Raw genomic sequence first — 16,074 nt, 5'->3', positions numbered from 1 at the left:
CCCGGGCATGGCATGCAAGCTCGTTTGGATTACGCCCGACGCGGAACGTTTGATGGGCTATTGCGCGCGCGTGAGCAACCCGGCGAACCAAGACAATCCCAACGTCGCGGGCCTGTTGCGCTACTGCATCAAGAACGGCCACTGGTCCGTCTTCGAGATGGCCGACCTGTGCATCGAGATCCAAACCACGCGCAGCATCAGCGCGCAGATCATCCGGCATCGATCGATGCATTTTCAAGAGTTCAGTCTTCGCTATGCCGAGCTGCAGAAGATCGAGCGCGTGCATCCGCGGCGCCAGGATCCGCAGAATCGTCAATCCTCGCACGACGATCTGCCGCCGGAAACGCTGGCTTGGTTCGAACGCGCGCAGGACGAGCATTTTGGCGAAGCCTACCGACTGTATGAAGAAGCGCTCGCCAAGGGCATCGCCAAAGAGTCCGCGCGTTTTCTTTTGCCGCTCGCCTCGGCGACCACGATATATATGAAGGGCACCGTGCGCGACTGGATCCATTACATCAACCTGCGCACGGATCCGTCCACCCAGTTGGAGCATCGCGAGATTGCCGAAGAATGCCGCCGCATCTTCGTGGATCAGTTACCGATCGTCGCTCAAGCGCTCGGATGGGAAGCCGCGGTCGTGCGCGCGTGATCCAACTGCTCGTTGTCGCGACGCGTCCGAACGCGCTGGACCGGGTCGTTAACGCGATTCCGGCGCATGCGCTGCTGACGCAATCACCCTACGCTCTCGTCGATCCGGCCCGTGCCGCGGCGGCGCAGCATTTCGAACAGTTCACCGTGCCGGTGTGGCTTTTTACCGTCGTCGTGCAGATCGCCGTGTTGGCGTGGTTCTGGAATTCGGGGCGTTCGGCGCGCCTTCGCGACCGGCTGCGCGCGTCGGCCGGTTCGGAGTTTTGGGTGCGTTTCTGGTTCGGCGCCATCTTAGCACTGATCGATCGGGGCGCCGCGTTCATACCGCAGTTCTTGCAATACCGCATGACGTGGATCATGGGCCTGAGCGACGTGCTGACGCGCTACTGGTTTGCGAGCTGGATCGTCACGACCGTTATCGCGATGATCGTTGCCGGTTTACTGGCGGCGCTCGTGCTCGGGTTGGTCGATCGTACGCATCAATGGTACGCATATACGGTCGCGGCCATCATCGGCGTCACGCTGCTGATGACATACATTCAACCCTTTGCCATCGCGCCGCTCTTCTCGACGTTCAGACCGTTGACGGCCGTGGGCGCGCTGCAGAGCGATATCGCATCGCTGCGCGCGCGCGCAGACAACACGCAGGTTCCGATTGTCGTGGAGTCTGTCGCACGGCGCACCCACGCGGGAAGCGCGTACGTTTCCGGCTGGGGCGGCTCGCAGCGCGTCGTCGTGTCGGACACGCTGGTGGCGGGTGAAAGCGAGCCGGAGCTGCGGTTTGTGATCGCGCGGCTCTTCGGCTGGGTCGTTGCAAATAGCGCGCTGCACCTGGCGCTGATTCTAGGCGCGATGCTGGTGCTTGGCGCGGCGCTGGCGATTTTTCTGGCGGACCGGATTGGATTCCGGCGCGACGACGATCCGGTGTCGCGCCTTGCGCTGGTGGGCGCGCTGCTCGGCTGCGTCTACCTCGTGGCGCTGCCGTTTTACAACAGCTACGAACGGAGTTTGGATACCGCCGCGGACGCGTATGCAATTACGCTGACGGGCGATCGCGTCAGCGCGATCCGCGGAGCCGTGCGCGGCGCGGACCAAGCGCTGCAGCCCATCTGCCCGACGCTTCTAGGATACTGGTACTTTGCAACGCACCCGCCGTCAGGTGTGCGCATTCCGGGATTGCAGGGCCGGCCTTCGGCCTGCCGCTAAGCCGGCGGCTCCTGCTCCCACGTATTGGCGAACTGCATCGCCGCTTCAATTCCCTTTTCGAACCAGCACATGACGCCGTCGGTCGCAGCCGCGACGATTTCGGGCACGTGCCGCTGCTGTTCGGCCGTGAACGGCGTCAGCACGTGATCGATGCTTTCATATTCGGGACGGCCGAGGCCGATGCGCAAGCGCGCGAAGTCTTCGCCCATCGTTGCGATAATCGAACGCATACCGTTGTGGCCGCCGTGACCGCCGGACGCGCGCAGCCGCAGCTTGCCGAACGGAATGTCCATGTCGTCGTAGACGACCAGCATCGCTTCGGAGGGCACGCGATACCACGAAGCGATCAGCCTCACCGGTACGCCGCTGTTGTTCATGAACGTTTGCGGTTCTACCAAGACGAGGCCGCGCGCCGAATCGTATGCTTGGCGCGCGCCGTCTTTGACTTTCCAGCGATCGATGCCGAGCCGGCGCGCGAATTCGTCGACCACCATGAAGCCGACGTTGTGGCGCGTCGCTGCGTACTCTTTGCCCGGGTTGCCGAGTCCGGCGACGAGTTTTACTCCGGAGCTCCTTCGGGCGCCGGCGCTTCTTCGGTGGGCTTACCGATAACTTCGGGCTCGGCTTGTTCGGCCACCGCGCCTTCGGCGGCTTCTTCGAGCAGCCGTTCCGTCTTCGAGGGCTCGACGGAGACGACGGTCGTGTCGGCCGGCGTGATCATCTTGAAGCCTTCGGGCAGACGAATCTCTTCGGCCGTGACGTGCTGATGGATGCCCAGCTCAGCCACGTCGATCTCGATCCGGTCCGGCAACTTGTTGGCGGGGCCTTCGACTTCGAGCTCGTGCAGCACGACGTCCATGACGCCGCCGAAGTCACGCACGCCGATGGGCGTACCGACCGTCACGACGGGCAGGCTCGTCTGCACGGTCTCATCGGCCGAGACGCGCTGGAGGTCGACGTGCACGATCCGGCGCGAGACCGGATCGACTTGCACCTCGCGCAGGAGCGCCGTATCGACGCGCTTGCCGTCCATCGTCAGCGTGATCAGCGACGTGCGGGCGCCTTTATGAAGTATTTCATCGAGCCCGCGCCGCGCGAACGCGATCGCTTGCGGATCCGAGCCGTGTCCGTATAAGATGCCCGGAATCTTCCCGTCTTTGCGAATGGCGCGGGCGTGCGTGGTGCCGACGCCGTCACGGCGTTCGATCGTAAGGTTCAGCTCTTGTGCCATTATGGTACCGCTACCGGCTCCGGCGGACGAAGTTCATTCATTTTTTTTTCCTCGTCTTCGGTAAATAATTCCGAAACGGAGCGATTGGTGGTAATGCGGTTGATCGCGTCGGCAAATGTCTGCGCGATCGATAACTGCGCGAACTTTGGATGCTCGAGAATGTCCGCGAACGGGATGGTATCGGTCACAATTACTTTCTCTATCGGCGAGGCTTCCAGCACCGCTATCGCGTCGCCGGCAAATATTCCGTGCGTGGCCAGCGTGTGGACCTTGGTGGCGCCGCGCGCCAGGATCGCTTCCGCCGCCTTGGCCAACGTTCCGCCGGTCGAGATCATGTCGTCGACCACCAGAGCGATCTTGCCGTCCACGTCGCCGACGATGTCGGTGACCTCCGAGACGTCCGGCTCGGGCCGCCGCTTGAAGACGATGGCAAGCGAAGTACGCAATCGCTTGGCGAAAAGTTCCGCGCGGTGCACGCCGCCCGCGTCCGGGGAGACCACGACGACGCGGTTGTCGCAGAGATCTTCCTTCTTTAAATAGTTGCACAGCGTGGCAATCGCTTCGAGATTGTCCACCGGGCCGTCGAAGAAGCCTTGAATCTGCGCCGCGTGCAGGTCCATCGTGACCATACGCTTGGCGCCGGCCGTCTTGAGCATGTTGGCGACGACCTTGGCGGAGATCGGCTCCCGCCCGCTCGACTTCTTGTCTTGCTTGGCGTAGCCGTAGTAGGGAACGACCGCGGTGATGCGCGCCGCCGAGGCGCGTTTGAGCGCGTCGATCATCAGCAGCAGCTCCATCAGGGCGTCGTTCACGCCGTTGCCGTTGGGCGCTTTGCAGATCGACTGGATGACGAAAACTTCAGAGCCGCGCACGTTCTCGCCGATTTGCACGCGCGTCTCTTCATTTTTGAATTTCGAAACCGTGGCCTTGCCGACGTGCAGCTTTAACCGGCGGGCGATATCTTCGGCCAGCTTTTGATTCGAATTTCCGCTAAAGAGAAGCGGGCTTTGGCTCAAACGGTCTCTCCCATGGAAGAGTCTTGATTGTCGAAGGGGCGCGCGCAACCCTGGCGAGTCCGGCATCGGTCCTTAAGCGGCGTGGGCAAATTCAAACTGGTCGCACCCTTCAGCCTTGCGGGCGACCAGCCGGCGGCGACTGAGGCCTTGGGCGCGAGCGTTCGCGCCGGCGATCGCACGCAGACGCTGCTCGGCGTGACCGGCAGCGGCAAGACGATGGCGATGGCGCGGACGATCGAGATCGCGCAGAAGCCGACGTTGGTGCTCTGCCACAATAAAACGCTGGCCGCGCAGCTATGCGCGGAGTTCCGGGAGTTCTTTCCCGAAAACGCGGTCGAGTTTTTCGTCTCGTACTTCGATTATTATCAGCCCGAAGCGTACATCGCGCACACCGACACGTACATTGAAAAGGACAGCTCGGTCAACGACGAGATCGAGCGCCTGCGCCATTCGGCCACGCAGTCGCTGCTGACGCGGCCCGATACGCTCATCGTCGCCTCGGTTTCGTGCATCTACGGCTTGGGATCGCCTTCGGACTACATGGAGCTCTCCCAGAAGATCGCCGTCGGCGACGAGTTCGACCGCGACGCGCTACTGCGTAAGCTGGTCGACATGCAGTACCGCCGCAACGACCTGAACCTCGTGCGCGGCACCTTCCGCGTCCGCGGCGACACGCTCGAGTTCATTGGCGTGGATGAGGAGTTGGTGCATCGCCTCGAGTTCTTCGGCGATCAGGTCGAAGCGATCAACGTGGTCAACCTGCTCACCGGCGAGTACGTTGAGAGCAAGGATTCGCTGACGATCTTTCCGGCCAAGCATTTCATTACGCCGGACGAAAAATTGCGCCGTGCGATCGTTTCGATCGAAGACGAGCTGGCCGAGCGCCTGAAATATTTTAAAGAGAACGGAAAGCTGCTCGAAGCGCAGCGTTTGGAGATGCGCACGCGGTACGATCTCGACATGCTGCGTGAGGTCGGCTACTGCAACGGGATCGAAAATTATTCGCGGCCGCTCTCCGGCCGCGAGCCGGGATCGACGCCGACCTGTCTACTCGATTTTTTTCCGAAAGACTGGCTGCTCTTTGTAGACGAATCGCACGTCACGCTGCCGCAAGTGCACGGCATGCACGGCGGCGACCGTTCGCGCAAAGAGTCGCTCGTGGAACACGGCTTTCGATTGCCGAGCGCGCTCGACAACCGTCCGCTCACCTATGAAGAGTTCGATCAGCACATCAATCAGGTGATCTACGTTTCGGCGACGCCCGGAACGTACGAGCGGGGACGCAGCTCGCAGGTCGTCGAGATGATTATCAGACCGACGGGCTTGGTGGATCCGGAAGTCGAGGTTCGCCCGACGCGCAATCAGGTGGACGACCTGATGGAAGAGATCCGGCTGCGGGTGGAACGCAAAGAGCGCGTGCTGGTCACGACGCTCACCAAGAAGATGGCCGAAGACTTGACCGACTTCTTGCTGGAGATGGGTTTCAAGGTGCGCTACTTGCACAGCGAGGTGGACACGCTCGAGCGCGTAGCGATTCTGCGCGACCTCCGCTTGGGCGCCTTCGACGTGCTTGTCGGCATCAATCTGCTGCGCGAAGGACTCGATCTGCCGGAGGTTTCGATGGTCGGCATCCTGGACGCCGACAAAGAAGGCTACTTGCGCAGCGGAACCTCGCTCATCCAGACGATCGGGCGCGCCGCCCGCCACGTTGAGGGCAAGGTCATCATGTACGCCGATGCGGTCACCGAGTCGATGGCGCGGGCCATCGGCGAGACGCAGCGGCGGCGCGAACGGCAGGTCGCGCATAACCTCGCGCACGGCATCGAACCGAAGTCCGTACGCAAAGAGATCCGCGACATTCTTTCGATGGCCGGCGCGACCGAGGAGACCCAGCTCGAACTGCGGCGGGAAAAACTGCCGCGCGACGTAGCCATTCGTGTGGCCGCCGATCTGGACAAGAAGATGCGCGAATTCGCGGCGAATCTGGAATTCGAAAAGGCCGCGGCGCTGCGCGACGAGCTTATCGAGTTGCGCCGGCAAATCGGCGGAAACGAGTCCATGCTCTTTCAAGGAAAGGCTCCGAAGATTTTCGAGCACGCGCTCAAAGAACTCGTGTGAGGCCGCGCTGCGCCTAAGACTGGTAGAAGGTAAGCGAGGACCCGAAATCACCGAGCTGCGCGCACTGCTGCCGCCGCAGCCGCAGGCAACTTCCATCTCGTACCGCACGCGAACCGGCGCGCTGCTGCGTGTGGACGGCGTTGCCGCCGGCGCTTACGATCGCGAGCACCACGACGTGCTGCTTCCGCCCTCGGATCGCGCGCGCGAGCTGACGCTCGAGGTCGAACTCGAGGCGCTGCCGACCAACGGTTTGCCCTCGGGCCCGGGACTAATTTGGTGGTTTCTCAACGCGAGCTCGCACCAACGTCCACAACGCTTTGTTGATTGTCATCCTGAGGTATCGAAGGACCCCGAGGTAACGAGGGGCGCTGAAGACGCACTCCCCGTCATCGGTCACTCGCATCTCGATGTCGCGTGGTTGTGGACGTACGAAGCGACGCGGCGTAAAGCCGAGCGGACGTTCGCAATCGCGTGCGATCTGCTCGATCGCGACCCGGCGTTTGTTTTTACCCAGAGCCAGCCGCAGCTCTATCGTTTCGTCGAGGAAAGCGATCCCGGACTCTTTGCTCGCGTACGAACGGAGGTTGGAACGGGCCGGTTCGATCCGGACATCGCCGCGCTGTGGGTCGAAAGCGACTGCAATCTTCCCTCCGGCGAATCGCTGCTGCGGCAGATGCTGTTCGCGAACGAATATTGCAAGGAACGTTTTGCGACTACGCCGTCGATTGCGTGGCTGCCGGACACGTTCGGTTTCGCCAACACGCTGCCGCAACTGCTCGCGCACGCCGGCATCCCCTATTTTGCGACCACGAAGCTGCAGTGGAACGACACGACGCGTTTTCCGTATCCGCAGTTCCTATGGAAAGGACCCGACGGCAGTGCGGTGATCGGCGCGCTGATCCAGTCGTATGACGGCGGGCCGTATCCATGGCGCATCGGCACGGCCCGCGAACGGCACGAACCGCTGATCGTCGGTTACGGCGACGGCGGGGGCGGCGTCACTGCGAAGATGTTGCAACAGGTACCGGAGTTCGGCCGATGGATTCGCCCACGCGATTGGTTCGCCGAGCTGGAAGCGAAGCGCAGCGATCTTCCAGCGCATGAAGATGAACTCTACCTCGAATACCATCGCGGCGTCTACACGACGCATCACGACGTAAAATTCCAGAACGCACTCTTGGAGCGTGCGATCTCCGAAGCCGAAGAGCTGGTGGTCTGGTGCGACGCGGTACATGCGCCCGCGGCCGCGACGCAGCAATTCGGGCAACGTTTGCACGCGGCGTGGGAGATCGTACTGCGCAATCAGTTTCACGACGTCTTGCCCGGCACATCGATCGCGCCGGTCTATGCGGACGTTGCCGGCGAGTACATTCAGGCGCAAGAACTTGTGGCGGGCGTCATCGGCTCCGCCGAGTCGATCTTGCCGCGCGCGCCAAGCACGTGGCCGGCGGAACCGTGCGAGCCGGTGGAAAGCTGCGGCGACTATCTTTTCGACAACGGCTTGCTGCAGGCGCGCGTGCGAAAGGACGGCGCCGTCACCGAACTCAAACTCGCCGGCCGCCGAAACGTCTGCGTTGAAGCTAACGTGCTCGCGACGTACGTCGACCGGCCGCGCCAATGGGAAGCCTGGAACATCGATGACGGCTATCAAACCACGATGCGCATCCATCGCGCCGGCGGCGTGCGCGTCGAAGGCGGTGGGCTGTCCATAGACTACGAGATCGGAATGTCGCCGGCCACCATGCGCGTTGAACTGCGCCCGAACGAGCCGTATCTGCGCGTGATTCTCGCGCTTGACTGGCGCGAGCGGCGCACGCTGCTCCGACTAGAGAACCGCTTCGCGCTCGAGACAGAGACCGTAACGTACGGCTCGCCGCACGGCTCGATCGTCCGCACCGCGCTGCGAAACACGCCGCAGGAACGCGCGAAGTTCGAAGTTCCGGGCCAGCGCTTTGCGCTGGCGGAGGACGCAAACGGTGACGGCGTCGCGATGTTTGCGCTGGACACGTACGGCTGGAGCGCGCTGGCGAGCGAGAAGCAGATCGCCCTTGGCCACTCGCTGCTGCGCGGCACGACATGGCCCGATCCCGGCGCCGATCTCGGCGAGCATTTCATTTCATACGCTTTCGCGCCGGTCGCGGACGCTACGATCGGCCGGCTCGAGCGAACGTGGTCGCAGTTCGCGCACGAACAGCGCGTGCGGCTATTTACGTGCGAGGACGAAAGCGTGCTGGTAGTGGCATGCAAGCCGGCGGAGGATGGCGACGGCGCCGTCGTGCGGGTTCGCGAATGTGACGGTTCGGCGCGAACGGTTCGGCTGCGCTGCGGCGCACGCATGACGGCGGTGCACTCGGTCGACGGCCTCGAGCGCGCCATCGGCATGCCGGTCGCGATCGATGGCGAGCACTTGGCATTCGATCTGACGCCCTATCAATTGCGTTCGTTCCGCGTAAAATTCCGCAATGCGTGAGCTGCGGGCCGTGCTCTTCGATCTTGACGACACGCTGCACGACGATACGCTCGCGTTCACGAGCGCGGCCGATGAGGTTGCGCACGAAATCGCGGCGGAGCACGGCGTCGATGCGCTGGCCCTCAAAGATGCGTATATCGCCGAAGCCGAAGGATTTTGGAAGAAGCTCACCGCCGAGCAAGTTCATGAGTTGCTGGTTAGCAAGTTGAGCTCGCTGCGCTCCCGGCTTTGGGGATCAGCGCTGCGTTCGGTCGGACTCGACGATCCTGTGCTCGCCGAGCGCAGCGCGACGAATTACAACCGCTACCGCGCGAAATACTTCGCGCTCTTTCCGGGCGCGCTCGATCTGCTCAAGCAACTCAGGGCGGCCGGAATCAAACTCGGTCTGGTTACCAACGGCGTCTCGGAGACGCACCGTGAGAAGATCGCCCTTCTTGAAGTCAGCGACTACTTCGATGCGATTTTCTTGGCGGACGAAGTCGGCATGGTGAAGCCTGATCCCCGGCTCTTTGCGCATGCCTGTGAAAAACTCGGGGTGGAGCCGGCTGCGGCCGCGATGGTGGGGGACCGCTACGAGCGCGATATCGCCGGCGCCATCGAGGCTGGACTCTACACCGTCTGGATGAATCTGCGGGGCGAACCGGTCCCCGAGGGCGCCTCCCCGCCCGACGCCATGGTGGGAACCATCGGCGAGGTGGGCGCCGTGCTGTGCCCTCCAGAGGAGCCAGGCGCCCGGTAGCGCAAAATCTTCGAACAACTCGGCAAGCATCGAAAGGCGCTACAACATGTCTTTACAAGCACCGACCGATACCCCATACGGACTCAAACCCAATGTCGCGGCGGGACTCGCCTATCTTTTCGGAATCCTCGGCGGAATCGTCATTCTGCTGGGCGGCGGAACGAATAAGATGGTGAAGTTTGCCGCGGCGCAATCAATTACGATGTGGGGACTCTACATCGTGCTGATCGTGGCTTTGAACTTCCTCGGCTACATGGCCGGGTTCATCGGCATGCTGGTCTGGCTGATCGAAATCGTTTGGTTCGTTCTCTGGCTGTGGACGTTCATCTCCGGCTTCCAGGGCAAAGAGGTTGAGGTTCCTGTGATCGCCGGTATTACGCGAAGCCTGTTCAAGAGCGCGGCGTAGTGCAGTCGTCCAGCGATTTAGGCAACACGTTCGGGCGCTCGTGGGAGCTGCTCTCGAGCAACTGGATCATGCTCGTCCCGGGGATAGTCATCGGCATCGTGGCCGCTATCATCGTGTTCTTTGTGGTAGGGGCCGGGCTCGTCAGCGGCGTCGGCCTGAGTGCGGCCGGCGCGAGCAGCGCCGGGATTGGGGCTGCCTTGATGGCCGGCCTGATCGTCGGAATCATCGTCCTGATCTCCATCATCCTGACCATCGCCTACACGACCGGCATGGCGGGGGCTGCGTGGCGGACCGGGCGTGCCACTCTGGCCGACGGCGCCGAGGCATTCCGTAAGGACGGCGCCGCGATTCTCGTGGCGGTCGTGCTGCTGGTGCTGCTGGCGGCAGTCGCAGCTTTTGCGTCGATCTTCACGTTCGGCTTGGCGCTGATCGCGTTCGTTATCTTCTTTATGTATACGTTCGCGAGCGTCATCGTCGGCGGAAAGTCAGGCAGCGAAGCGTTGGGGGATTCCGCGCGAATCGCCACGCGAAACTTTGTCACGACGCTGCTGCTGCTGGTCCTTATTTGCGTCGTCTACTTTTTCGCGGGATGGATCGGCTCCGTTCTCGGCAACATCCGGCTCTTGGGCGGCATCGTTTCGATGCTGATTAACCAGATAGTGGCGGTGTACGTCTCCCTGGTGATCGTCGGCGAGTACATCAAGCTCTCCAAACCGCCCGCCGCCGTAGCAGCCCCGCCGAGCGCCGGCCCGCCCGCAACCTACTAAACAGAGGGCCGCAACGTATACTCCGGGTGGCGTGTTGAAGTAACGAACATGCCACCCGGTCTCGACTCCATCGTTATCAAGGGCGCGCGCGAGCATAACCTCAAGAATATCGACCTCGCCCTTCCACGAAACCGCCTGATCGTCATCACCGGCCTCTCGGGGTCCGGCAAATCGTCGCTTGCCTTCGATACGATCTACGCGGAAGGCCAGCGCCGCTACGTCGAGTCGCTCTCCTCGTACGCGCGCCAGTTCCTCGGCCAGATGGAGAAGCCGGACGTCGACTACATCGAGGGCCTCTCGCCCGCGATCTCCATCGACCAAAAATCCACGTCGCGCAATCCGCGTTCGACCGTCGGCACGGTTACCGAAGTCTACGACTATCTTCGCCTGCTCTTCGCGCGCATCGGCGTGCCGCACTGTTACAGTTGCGGCCGCGAAATCAGTACGCAGACGAGCGAGCAGATCGTCGATTCGATCATGGAACTGCCGGAAGGGTCGAAGATCCAGCTGCTTGCGCCGCTGGTGCGCGGGCGCAAGGGCGAGTACGCAAAACTCTTTGAGGAAGTTGCCAAGGAGGGCTTCTCGCGCGTGCGCATCGACGGCGAGACGCGCGAGCTGCGTGAGAAGATCGTCCTCGACAAGAAACGCAAGCACACGATCGAGGTGGTCGTCGACCGCTTGGTCATGAAGCCGGACATCCGCAAACGCTTGACGGACTCGGTGGAGACGACGCTGCGGCTTTCCACCGGCATCGTCACGGCTGTTGTGGACACTGCGGGTTCCAAGTCACGCGAGCTGACGTATAGCGAGGCGTTCGCGTGCGTCTACTGCGGCCTCTCGTTCGAAGAACTCGCCCCACGCCTGTTTTCTTTCAACTCGCCGTACGGCGCGTGCCCGGGCTGCACGGGATTGGGCGAAAAGATCGAGATCGATCCGTGGAAGGTCATTCCCGATCGGAGCAAGTCGATCGAAGGCGGGGCAATCGTGCCGTGGAGCCGCTCGCTGGGCAGCGGCCGTTTCCCGTCGATGAATCCGTATTACTTGCAGCAGCTCGAACGCGTGCTGCGCCGCTACCGCGTCAAGATGACGACCCCTATCGAGAAGATGCCGGACGACGTCGTCGACGTGATCTTGTACGGAACGGATCACGAGCAAAACTTCGCTTACGAATCGAAGGCCGGAAAAGTTTGGGAGTACCGCGCAACTTTCGAGGGCGTGGTCAACAACCTGGAGCGCCGGCACAGCGAGACCTCGAGCGACTATGTAAAGGAAGACATCGAGAAGTACATGTCGGCTTCGGTCTGCCCGCAGTGCAAAGGCGCGCGGTTAAAACCCGAAGCGCTGGCGGTGACCATCGGCGGAACGAACATCGACAAGCTCACCCGGCTTTCGATCGAACAGTGCGAGAAGTTCTTCGCCGAATTCAAACCCAACGCGCGGCAGGAGCAGATTGCGCATCAAGTGCTCAAAGAGATTCGCGCGCGACTCGGGTTTCTCACGAACGTCGGCTTGACATATTTAACCCTGGGGCGGTCGGCGACGACGCTGTCGGGCGGCGAGTCGCAGCGAATCCGCCTGGCGACGCAGATCGGCAGCTCGCTGGTCGGCGTCCTGTATATCCTGGACGAGCCGTCGATCGGCTTGCACCAGCGCGACAACGATCGTTTGCTGGCAACCTTGAAGACGCTGCGCGATCTCGGCAACACGCTGATCATCGTCGAACACGACGAAGACACGATTCGCAACGCGGACGTGGTGGTCGACATCGGGCCGGGTGCGGGCGCCGAAGGCGGCCACATCTTGAGCGCGGGCACCCTTGAGGACGTGATCGCCAATCCCGCTTCCGAAACGGGCGCCTACATTTCCGGCCGCAAGTTCATTCCGATTCCCAAAGAGCGGCGTGAGCCGCGCAGCTGGCTGCAAGTGCGCAAAGCGACGGCGAACAATCTGCAAGGCATCGACGTGGAACTTCCGGTCGGCGTCTTCTCGTGCATCACCGGGGTGAGCGGCAGCGGCAAGTCCACGCTCGTCAACGACGTTCTGGTAAAAGCGCTCAACCAGCATCTGCACCACCAGCCGCCGGGCGGTACGTACGGCAGCGTTCGCGGCGCAGAATCACTCGACAAACTGGTCGTGATCGATCAGTCGCCGATCGGCCGTACCCCGCGCAGCAATCCGGCAACGTATACGGGCGCATTCGATGCGATCCGCGAGCTCTTTTCGCTGGTGCCGGACGCCAAGATGCGCGGCTACACACCCGGACGTTTTTCGTTCAACGTGCGCGGCGGCCGCTGCGAAGCGTGCGAGGGCGACGGCATCATCAAGATCGAGATGCATTTTTTGCCCGACGTTTACGTGCCGTGCGAAGTCTGCAAGGGCAAGCGCTACAACGCGCAGACGCTCGAGGTGAAGTACAAGAGCAAAACGATCAGTGACGTGCTCGAGATGCGGGTGGACGAAGCCTCGGAGTTCTTCTCCGCGATTCCGCGCATCCACAACAAGCTGCGCACGATCTGCGACGTGGGACTCGGGTACATCAAAATGGGCCAGCCTGCGACCACGCTGTCGGGCGGTGAAGCGCAACGCGTGAAACTCGCAACCGAACTTTCGCGGCGCTCGACGGGGCGCACGTTCTACGTCCTCGACGAGCCGACGACCGGGCTGCACTTCGCCGATATCCACATGTTGCTCGACGTGCTGCAGCGCTTGGTGCACACCGGAAACACCGTGCTGGTGATCGAGCACAATCTCGACGTCATAAAAACCGCGGACTACATCATCGATCTCGGTCCGGAAGGCGGCGATCGCGGCGGGACGGTCGTGGCCGTCGGAACGCCGGAACAAGTGGCCAAGAACAAGCGGTCGTACACCGGGCAGTATCTGCTGCCGGTGCTGAAGGATCAGCGCGCGGTCGGGCACCGCCGCCCGGATGCGGGTTCGGTCGAGGCCCTCGAACGCGAAAACTTGCGCGTTCTCGAAGATTTGGCCAAGGGTGAACGAGTGGCCGTCGAAGCCTGAGGAGGCTCATGACTGTGGCGCAATTTTCGATTGCTATGCTGGTCTGCGCGAACCTCGAACGGTCGCGCGATTTCTATCGCGACGTCTTGGGATTGAAACTCAAGACGGACTACATGCCCGAATGGGTGGACTTCGATCTTGGCGGCGGCGCCACGCTGGGGTTGCATCCGAAGACGGAACTGCTTGCCGTGCGTCCCGGCTCGCTGCAGTTAGGGTTTGCGGTTGAAAATGTTGACGCATTTGTAGCCGGATGCGCCGCCAAAGGCGTTCCGATCTTTCAGGATCCCTACGACGAGCCGTTCGGGCGGCTCGCCATCATCGGTGATCCCGACGGCTATCCCGTTCAGGTCATGAGTCCGCCGCGCGCCCGCCGCGCATGACGGCAAGACGGCCTAGCGATCGCGCGCTGGAGCTGCGCGCGCAAATCGACGAAGCCAACCATCGGTACTACATTCTCGACGATCCGCAACTCTCCGACGCCGACTACGACGCGCTGCTGCGCGAGCTGATCGATCTCGAGGATCGCTATCCCGAGATCCGCACGCCGGAGTCGCCGACGCAGCGGGTCGGGGCCGTACCGTCAGAACGGTTCGCGCCTTACGAGCATCACGTGCCGATGCTGAGTTTGGCTAACGCCATGAACGAGCAGGAGTTGCGCGCGTTCGACGAACGCGTGCGCAAATTAGCGCAAGGGCCGCAAGCGTACGTCGTCGAGCTGAAGATCGACGGGCTGGCGACGTCGCTGCGCTACCGCAACGGAACGCTGGAGCGCGGCGGCACGCGCGGGGACGGACGCGTGGGCGAAGACGTGACGCCGAATTTGCGTACGATTTCATCCATACCGCTGCGCCTGCGCGCGGCAGAGCGAGCTCGGGACGAAGTCGAGGTGCGCGGTGAGGTCTATTTGCGCAAGAGCGATTTCGAGGCGCTCAATCGCGCGCGCGAAAGCGCCGGGCTGCCTGTTTTTGCCAATCCGCGCAATGCCGCATCGGGAGGCGTGCGGCAGTTGGATCCCCGCCTAACCGCGGAGCGTAAACTGTCATTTTTTGCGTATAGTGTCATGGCGGGCTCCCCCAGTGTCATGGTGAGCTTGTCGAACCACGGCCGAGCAGCGAACGAAGTGAGCGTTGACGAGGCCAGCGCGTTACGGACCCAGTGGGAAGCGCTCGAGTATCTAAAACGGCTGGGGCTGAAGGTCAATCCGAACGTTGCGCGCTGCGAGTCGATTGACGATGTCGTCGCATATTGCGAGCACTGGGAGACGCAGCGCGACACGCTCGATTATGAAATAGACGGCGTCGTCGTAAAAGTGGACGATCTCGCCACGCAAGAGCGGCTCGGGGCCGCGGGACGCGATCCGCGCTGGGCGATCGCCTACAAGTTCAAGCCGCGTGAAGCCCGCACGAAGCTCCTCGACATCGCGATTACCGTCGGGCGGACCGGAACGCTGAATCCGAACGCGGTGCTGGAGCCGGTGGCGATTGGCGGCGTGACGGTGCGCAACGCGACGCTGCACAACGCCGAATACATTCGCAGCAACGACATCCGCGTCGGCGACACAGTCTTGGTAACGCGTGCCGGCGACGTCATCCCGCGCGTGGTCGGTCCGATTCTGAGCGAACGCAAAGGCAACCCGCGCCGGTTTGTTATGCCGGACCGCTGTCCGGTCTGCGGTTCGGAGGCCGACCATCCTGAAGGTGAAGCGATGTCGCGCTGCACCAATGCGGCGTGCCCCGCTCAGGTTCTGGAACGCGTGCGGCATTTCTGTTCGCGCGGCGCAATGGACGTCGAGGGAATCGGCGACGTGATGGCTCAGCAGCTCACCGAACTCGAGCTGGTCGAAGACATCGCCGACATCTACGCGCTGGATGCCAAGAAACTCGCCGACGTGCCGCGAACGGGCGAAAAAACCATCGCGAATCTGCTGCGAAACATCGAAAGCTCGAAGTCCCGTGGGTTAGCCCGCGTACTTACCGGCCTGGGCATCCGGTTCGTCGGAACGCAGACGGCACAGATTCTCGCGGACGATTTTGGTTCGATCGATGCGATCGCTGAAGCGAGCAAGGAAGACTTGCAGCGCAGCGAGGGCATCGGACCTGAAGTCGCAAGCAGCGTGCATCTCTTTTTTCAGCAGCGCGCCAATCGCGCCATGATCGAGCGCTTGCGCAAGTGCGGCGTGTCCATGACCGCGCCCAAACGCGCGCGCGCCGCCGACGGCAAACTCGCCGGCAAGACGTTCGTGCTCACCGGAACACTGCCAAATCTGACGCGCGATGAAGCGGCCGCGCTGATCGCGCAAGCCGGCGGCAAAGTCACCGGTTCGGTCAGCAAGAAAACGGACTACGTCGTGGCCGGGAGCGAGCCTGGAAGCAAATACGACAAAGCGCAAAGCCTCGGCATCACGATTCTCGACGAAAACAGCTTGCGCAAACTATTGTCATCCTGAGGTATCGAA

General features: G+C 62.3%; 12 protein-coding genes and 1 pseudogene. 10 read left to right on the top strand and 3 right to left on the bottom strand.

What is annotated here, in order from left to right:
* Window positions 1-7 precede the first annotated feature (7 nt).
* Both thyX and VFO29_10340 read left to right on the top strand, forming a co-directional pair.
* The gene (gene thyX / locus VFO29_10345; GenBank protein HET9393899.1) at window positions 8-649 is read left to right on the top strand and encodes an FAD-dependent thymidylate synthase; all 642 of its coding nucleotides are present in this window, start codon (window positions 8-10) and stop codon (window positions 647-649) included.
* Window positions 646-1,854, top strand: coding sequence for a M48 family metalloprotease (locus tag VFO29_10340; GenBank protein HET9393898.1), 1,209 nt, complete (start codon window positions 646-648; stop codon window positions 1,852-1,854). Before thyX ends, VFO29_10340 begins: the two co-directional genes overlap by 4 nt.
* Here the strand turns inward: VFO29_10340 and pth are convergent.
* The 3 genes and pseudogenes from pth to VFO29_10325 all read right to left on the bottom strand — a co-directional run bounded on the left by pth (window position 1,851) and on the right by VFO29_10325 (window position 4,101).
* Window positions 1,851-2,402 (bottom strand): annotated as a pseudogene (gene pth / locus VFO29_10335) (aminoacyl-tRNA hydrolase). The gene VFO29_10340 and the pseudogene pth sit on opposite strands and share 4 nt — an antisense overlap.
* A gap of 11 nt (window positions 2,403-2,413) precedes the next feature.
* Entirely contained in the window at window positions 2,414-3,085 is a 672-nt protein-coding gene (locus VFO29_10330) for a 50S ribosomal protein L25 (protein HET9393897.1), read from the bottom strand.
* Window positions 3,085-4,101 (bottom strand): ribose-phosphate pyrophosphokinase, encoded by a 1,017-nt coding sequence (locus tag VFO29_10325; GenBank protein HET9393896.1) that lies wholly within the window; start codon window positions 4,099-4,101, stop codon window positions 3,085-3,087. The genes VFO29_10330 and VFO29_10325 overlap by 1 nt, the downstream gene beginning before the upstream one ends.
* 81 nt (window positions 4,102-4,182) lie before the next feature.
* Here VFO29_10325 and uvrB point away from each other — a divergent pair, with 81 nt between their 5' ends.
* From uvrB to ligA, 8 genes are all read left to right on the top strand, one after another.
* On the top strand, window positions 4,183-6,219 hold the full coding sequence (uvrB, locus tag VFO29_10320) for an excinuclease ABC subunit UvrB (protein HET9393895.1): 2,037 nt from the start codon (window positions 4,183-4,185) through the stop codon (window positions 6,217-6,219).
* 130 nt (window positions 6,220-6,349) lie between these two features.
* Window positions 6,350-8,689: a glycoside hydrolase family 38 C-terminal domain-containing protein gene (locus tag VFO29_10315; protein HET9393894.1), complete on the top strand. Its 2,340-nt coding sequence runs from the start codon at window positions 6,350-6,352 to the stop codon at window positions 8,687-8,689.
* Window positions 8,682-9,428 carry an HAD family hydrolase gene (locus VFO29_10310; GenBank protein HET9393893.1) on the top strand — a complete coding sequence of 249 codons (747 nt, stop codon included), beginning with the start codon at window positions 8,682-8,684 and terminating at the stop codon, window positions 9,426-9,428. The genes VFO29_10315 and VFO29_10310 overlap by 8 nt, the downstream gene beginning before the upstream one ends.
* A gap of 46 nt (window positions 9,429-9,474) precedes the next feature.
* Complete coding sequence (locus VFO29_10305) at window positions 9,475-9,834, top strand: hypothetical protein (protein HET9393892.1); 360 nt, start codon at window positions 9,475-9,477, stop codon at window positions 9,832-9,834.
* Window positions 9,834-10,601: a hypothetical protein gene (locus VFO29_10300; protein ID HET9393891.1), complete on the top strand. Its 768-nt coding sequence runs from the start codon at window positions 9,834-9,836 to the stop codon at window positions 10,599-10,601. The genes VFO29_10305 and VFO29_10300 overlap by 1 nt, the downstream gene beginning before the upstream one ends.
* Window positions 10,602-10,649: 48 nt before the next feature.
* On the top strand, window positions 10,650-13,619 hold the full coding sequence (uvrA, locus tag VFO29_10295; protein ID HET9393890.1) for an excinuclease ABC subunit UvrA: 2,970 nt from the start codon (window positions 10,650-10,652) through the stop codon (window positions 13,617-13,619).
* Window positions 13,620-13,627: 8 nt separating this feature from the next.
* On the top strand, window positions 13,628-13,999 hold the full coding sequence (locus VFO29_10290; GenBank protein ID HET9393889.1) for a VOC family protein: 372 nt from the start codon (window positions 13,628-13,630) through the stop codon (window positions 13,997-13,999).
* The gene (gene ligA, locus VFO29_10285) at window positions 13,996-16,065 is read left to right on the top strand and encodes an NAD-dependent DNA ligase LigA (protein HET9393888.1); all 2,070 of its coding nucleotides are present in this window, start codon (window positions 13,996-13,998) and stop codon (window positions 16,063-16,065) included. The genes VFO29_10290 and ligA overlap by 4 nt, the downstream gene beginning before the upstream one ends.
* Window positions 16,066-16,074: the final 9 nt, after the last annotated feature.

Source organism: Candidatus Rubrimentiphilum sp. (genome assembly GCA_035710515.1).
Taxonomy (GTDB): domain Bacteria; phylum Vulcanimicrobiota; class Vulcanimicrobiia; order Vulcanimicrobiales; family Vulcanimicrobiaceae; genus Rubrimentiphilum.
This window is presented reverse-complemented; position numbering and strand designations above follow the sequence as displayed.

Excerpts from the sequence above, each read along its gene's own strand:
- thyX (HET9393899.1), top strand. The coding sequence starts at position 8 with ATGGCATGCAAGCTCGTTTGGATTACGCCCGACGCGGAACGTTTGATG.
- VFO29_10330 (HET9393897.1), bottom strand. The coding sequence starts at position 3,085 with ATGGCACAAGAGCTGAACCTTACGATCGAACGCCGTGACGGCGTCGGC.
- VFO29_10310 (HET9393893.1), top strand. The coding sequence starts at position 8,682 with ATGCGTGAGCTGCGGGCCGTGCTCTTCGATCTTGACGACACGCTGCAC.
- VFO29_10305 (HET9393892.1), top strand. The coding sequence starts at position 9,475 with ATGTCTTTACAAGCACCGACCGATACCCCATACGGACTCAAACCCAAT.
- uvrA (HET9393890.1), top strand. The coding sequence starts at position 10,650 with ATGCCACCCGGTCTCGACTCCATCGTTATCAAGGGCGCGCGCGAGCAT.
- VFO29_10290 (HET9393889.1), top strand. The coding sequence starts at position 13,628 with ATGACTGTGGCGCAATTTTCGATTGCTATGCTGGTCTGCGCGAACCTC.
- ligA (HET9393888.1), top strand. The coding sequence starts at position 13,996 with ATGACGGCAAGACGGCCTAGCGATCGCGCGCTGGAGCTGCGCGCGCAA.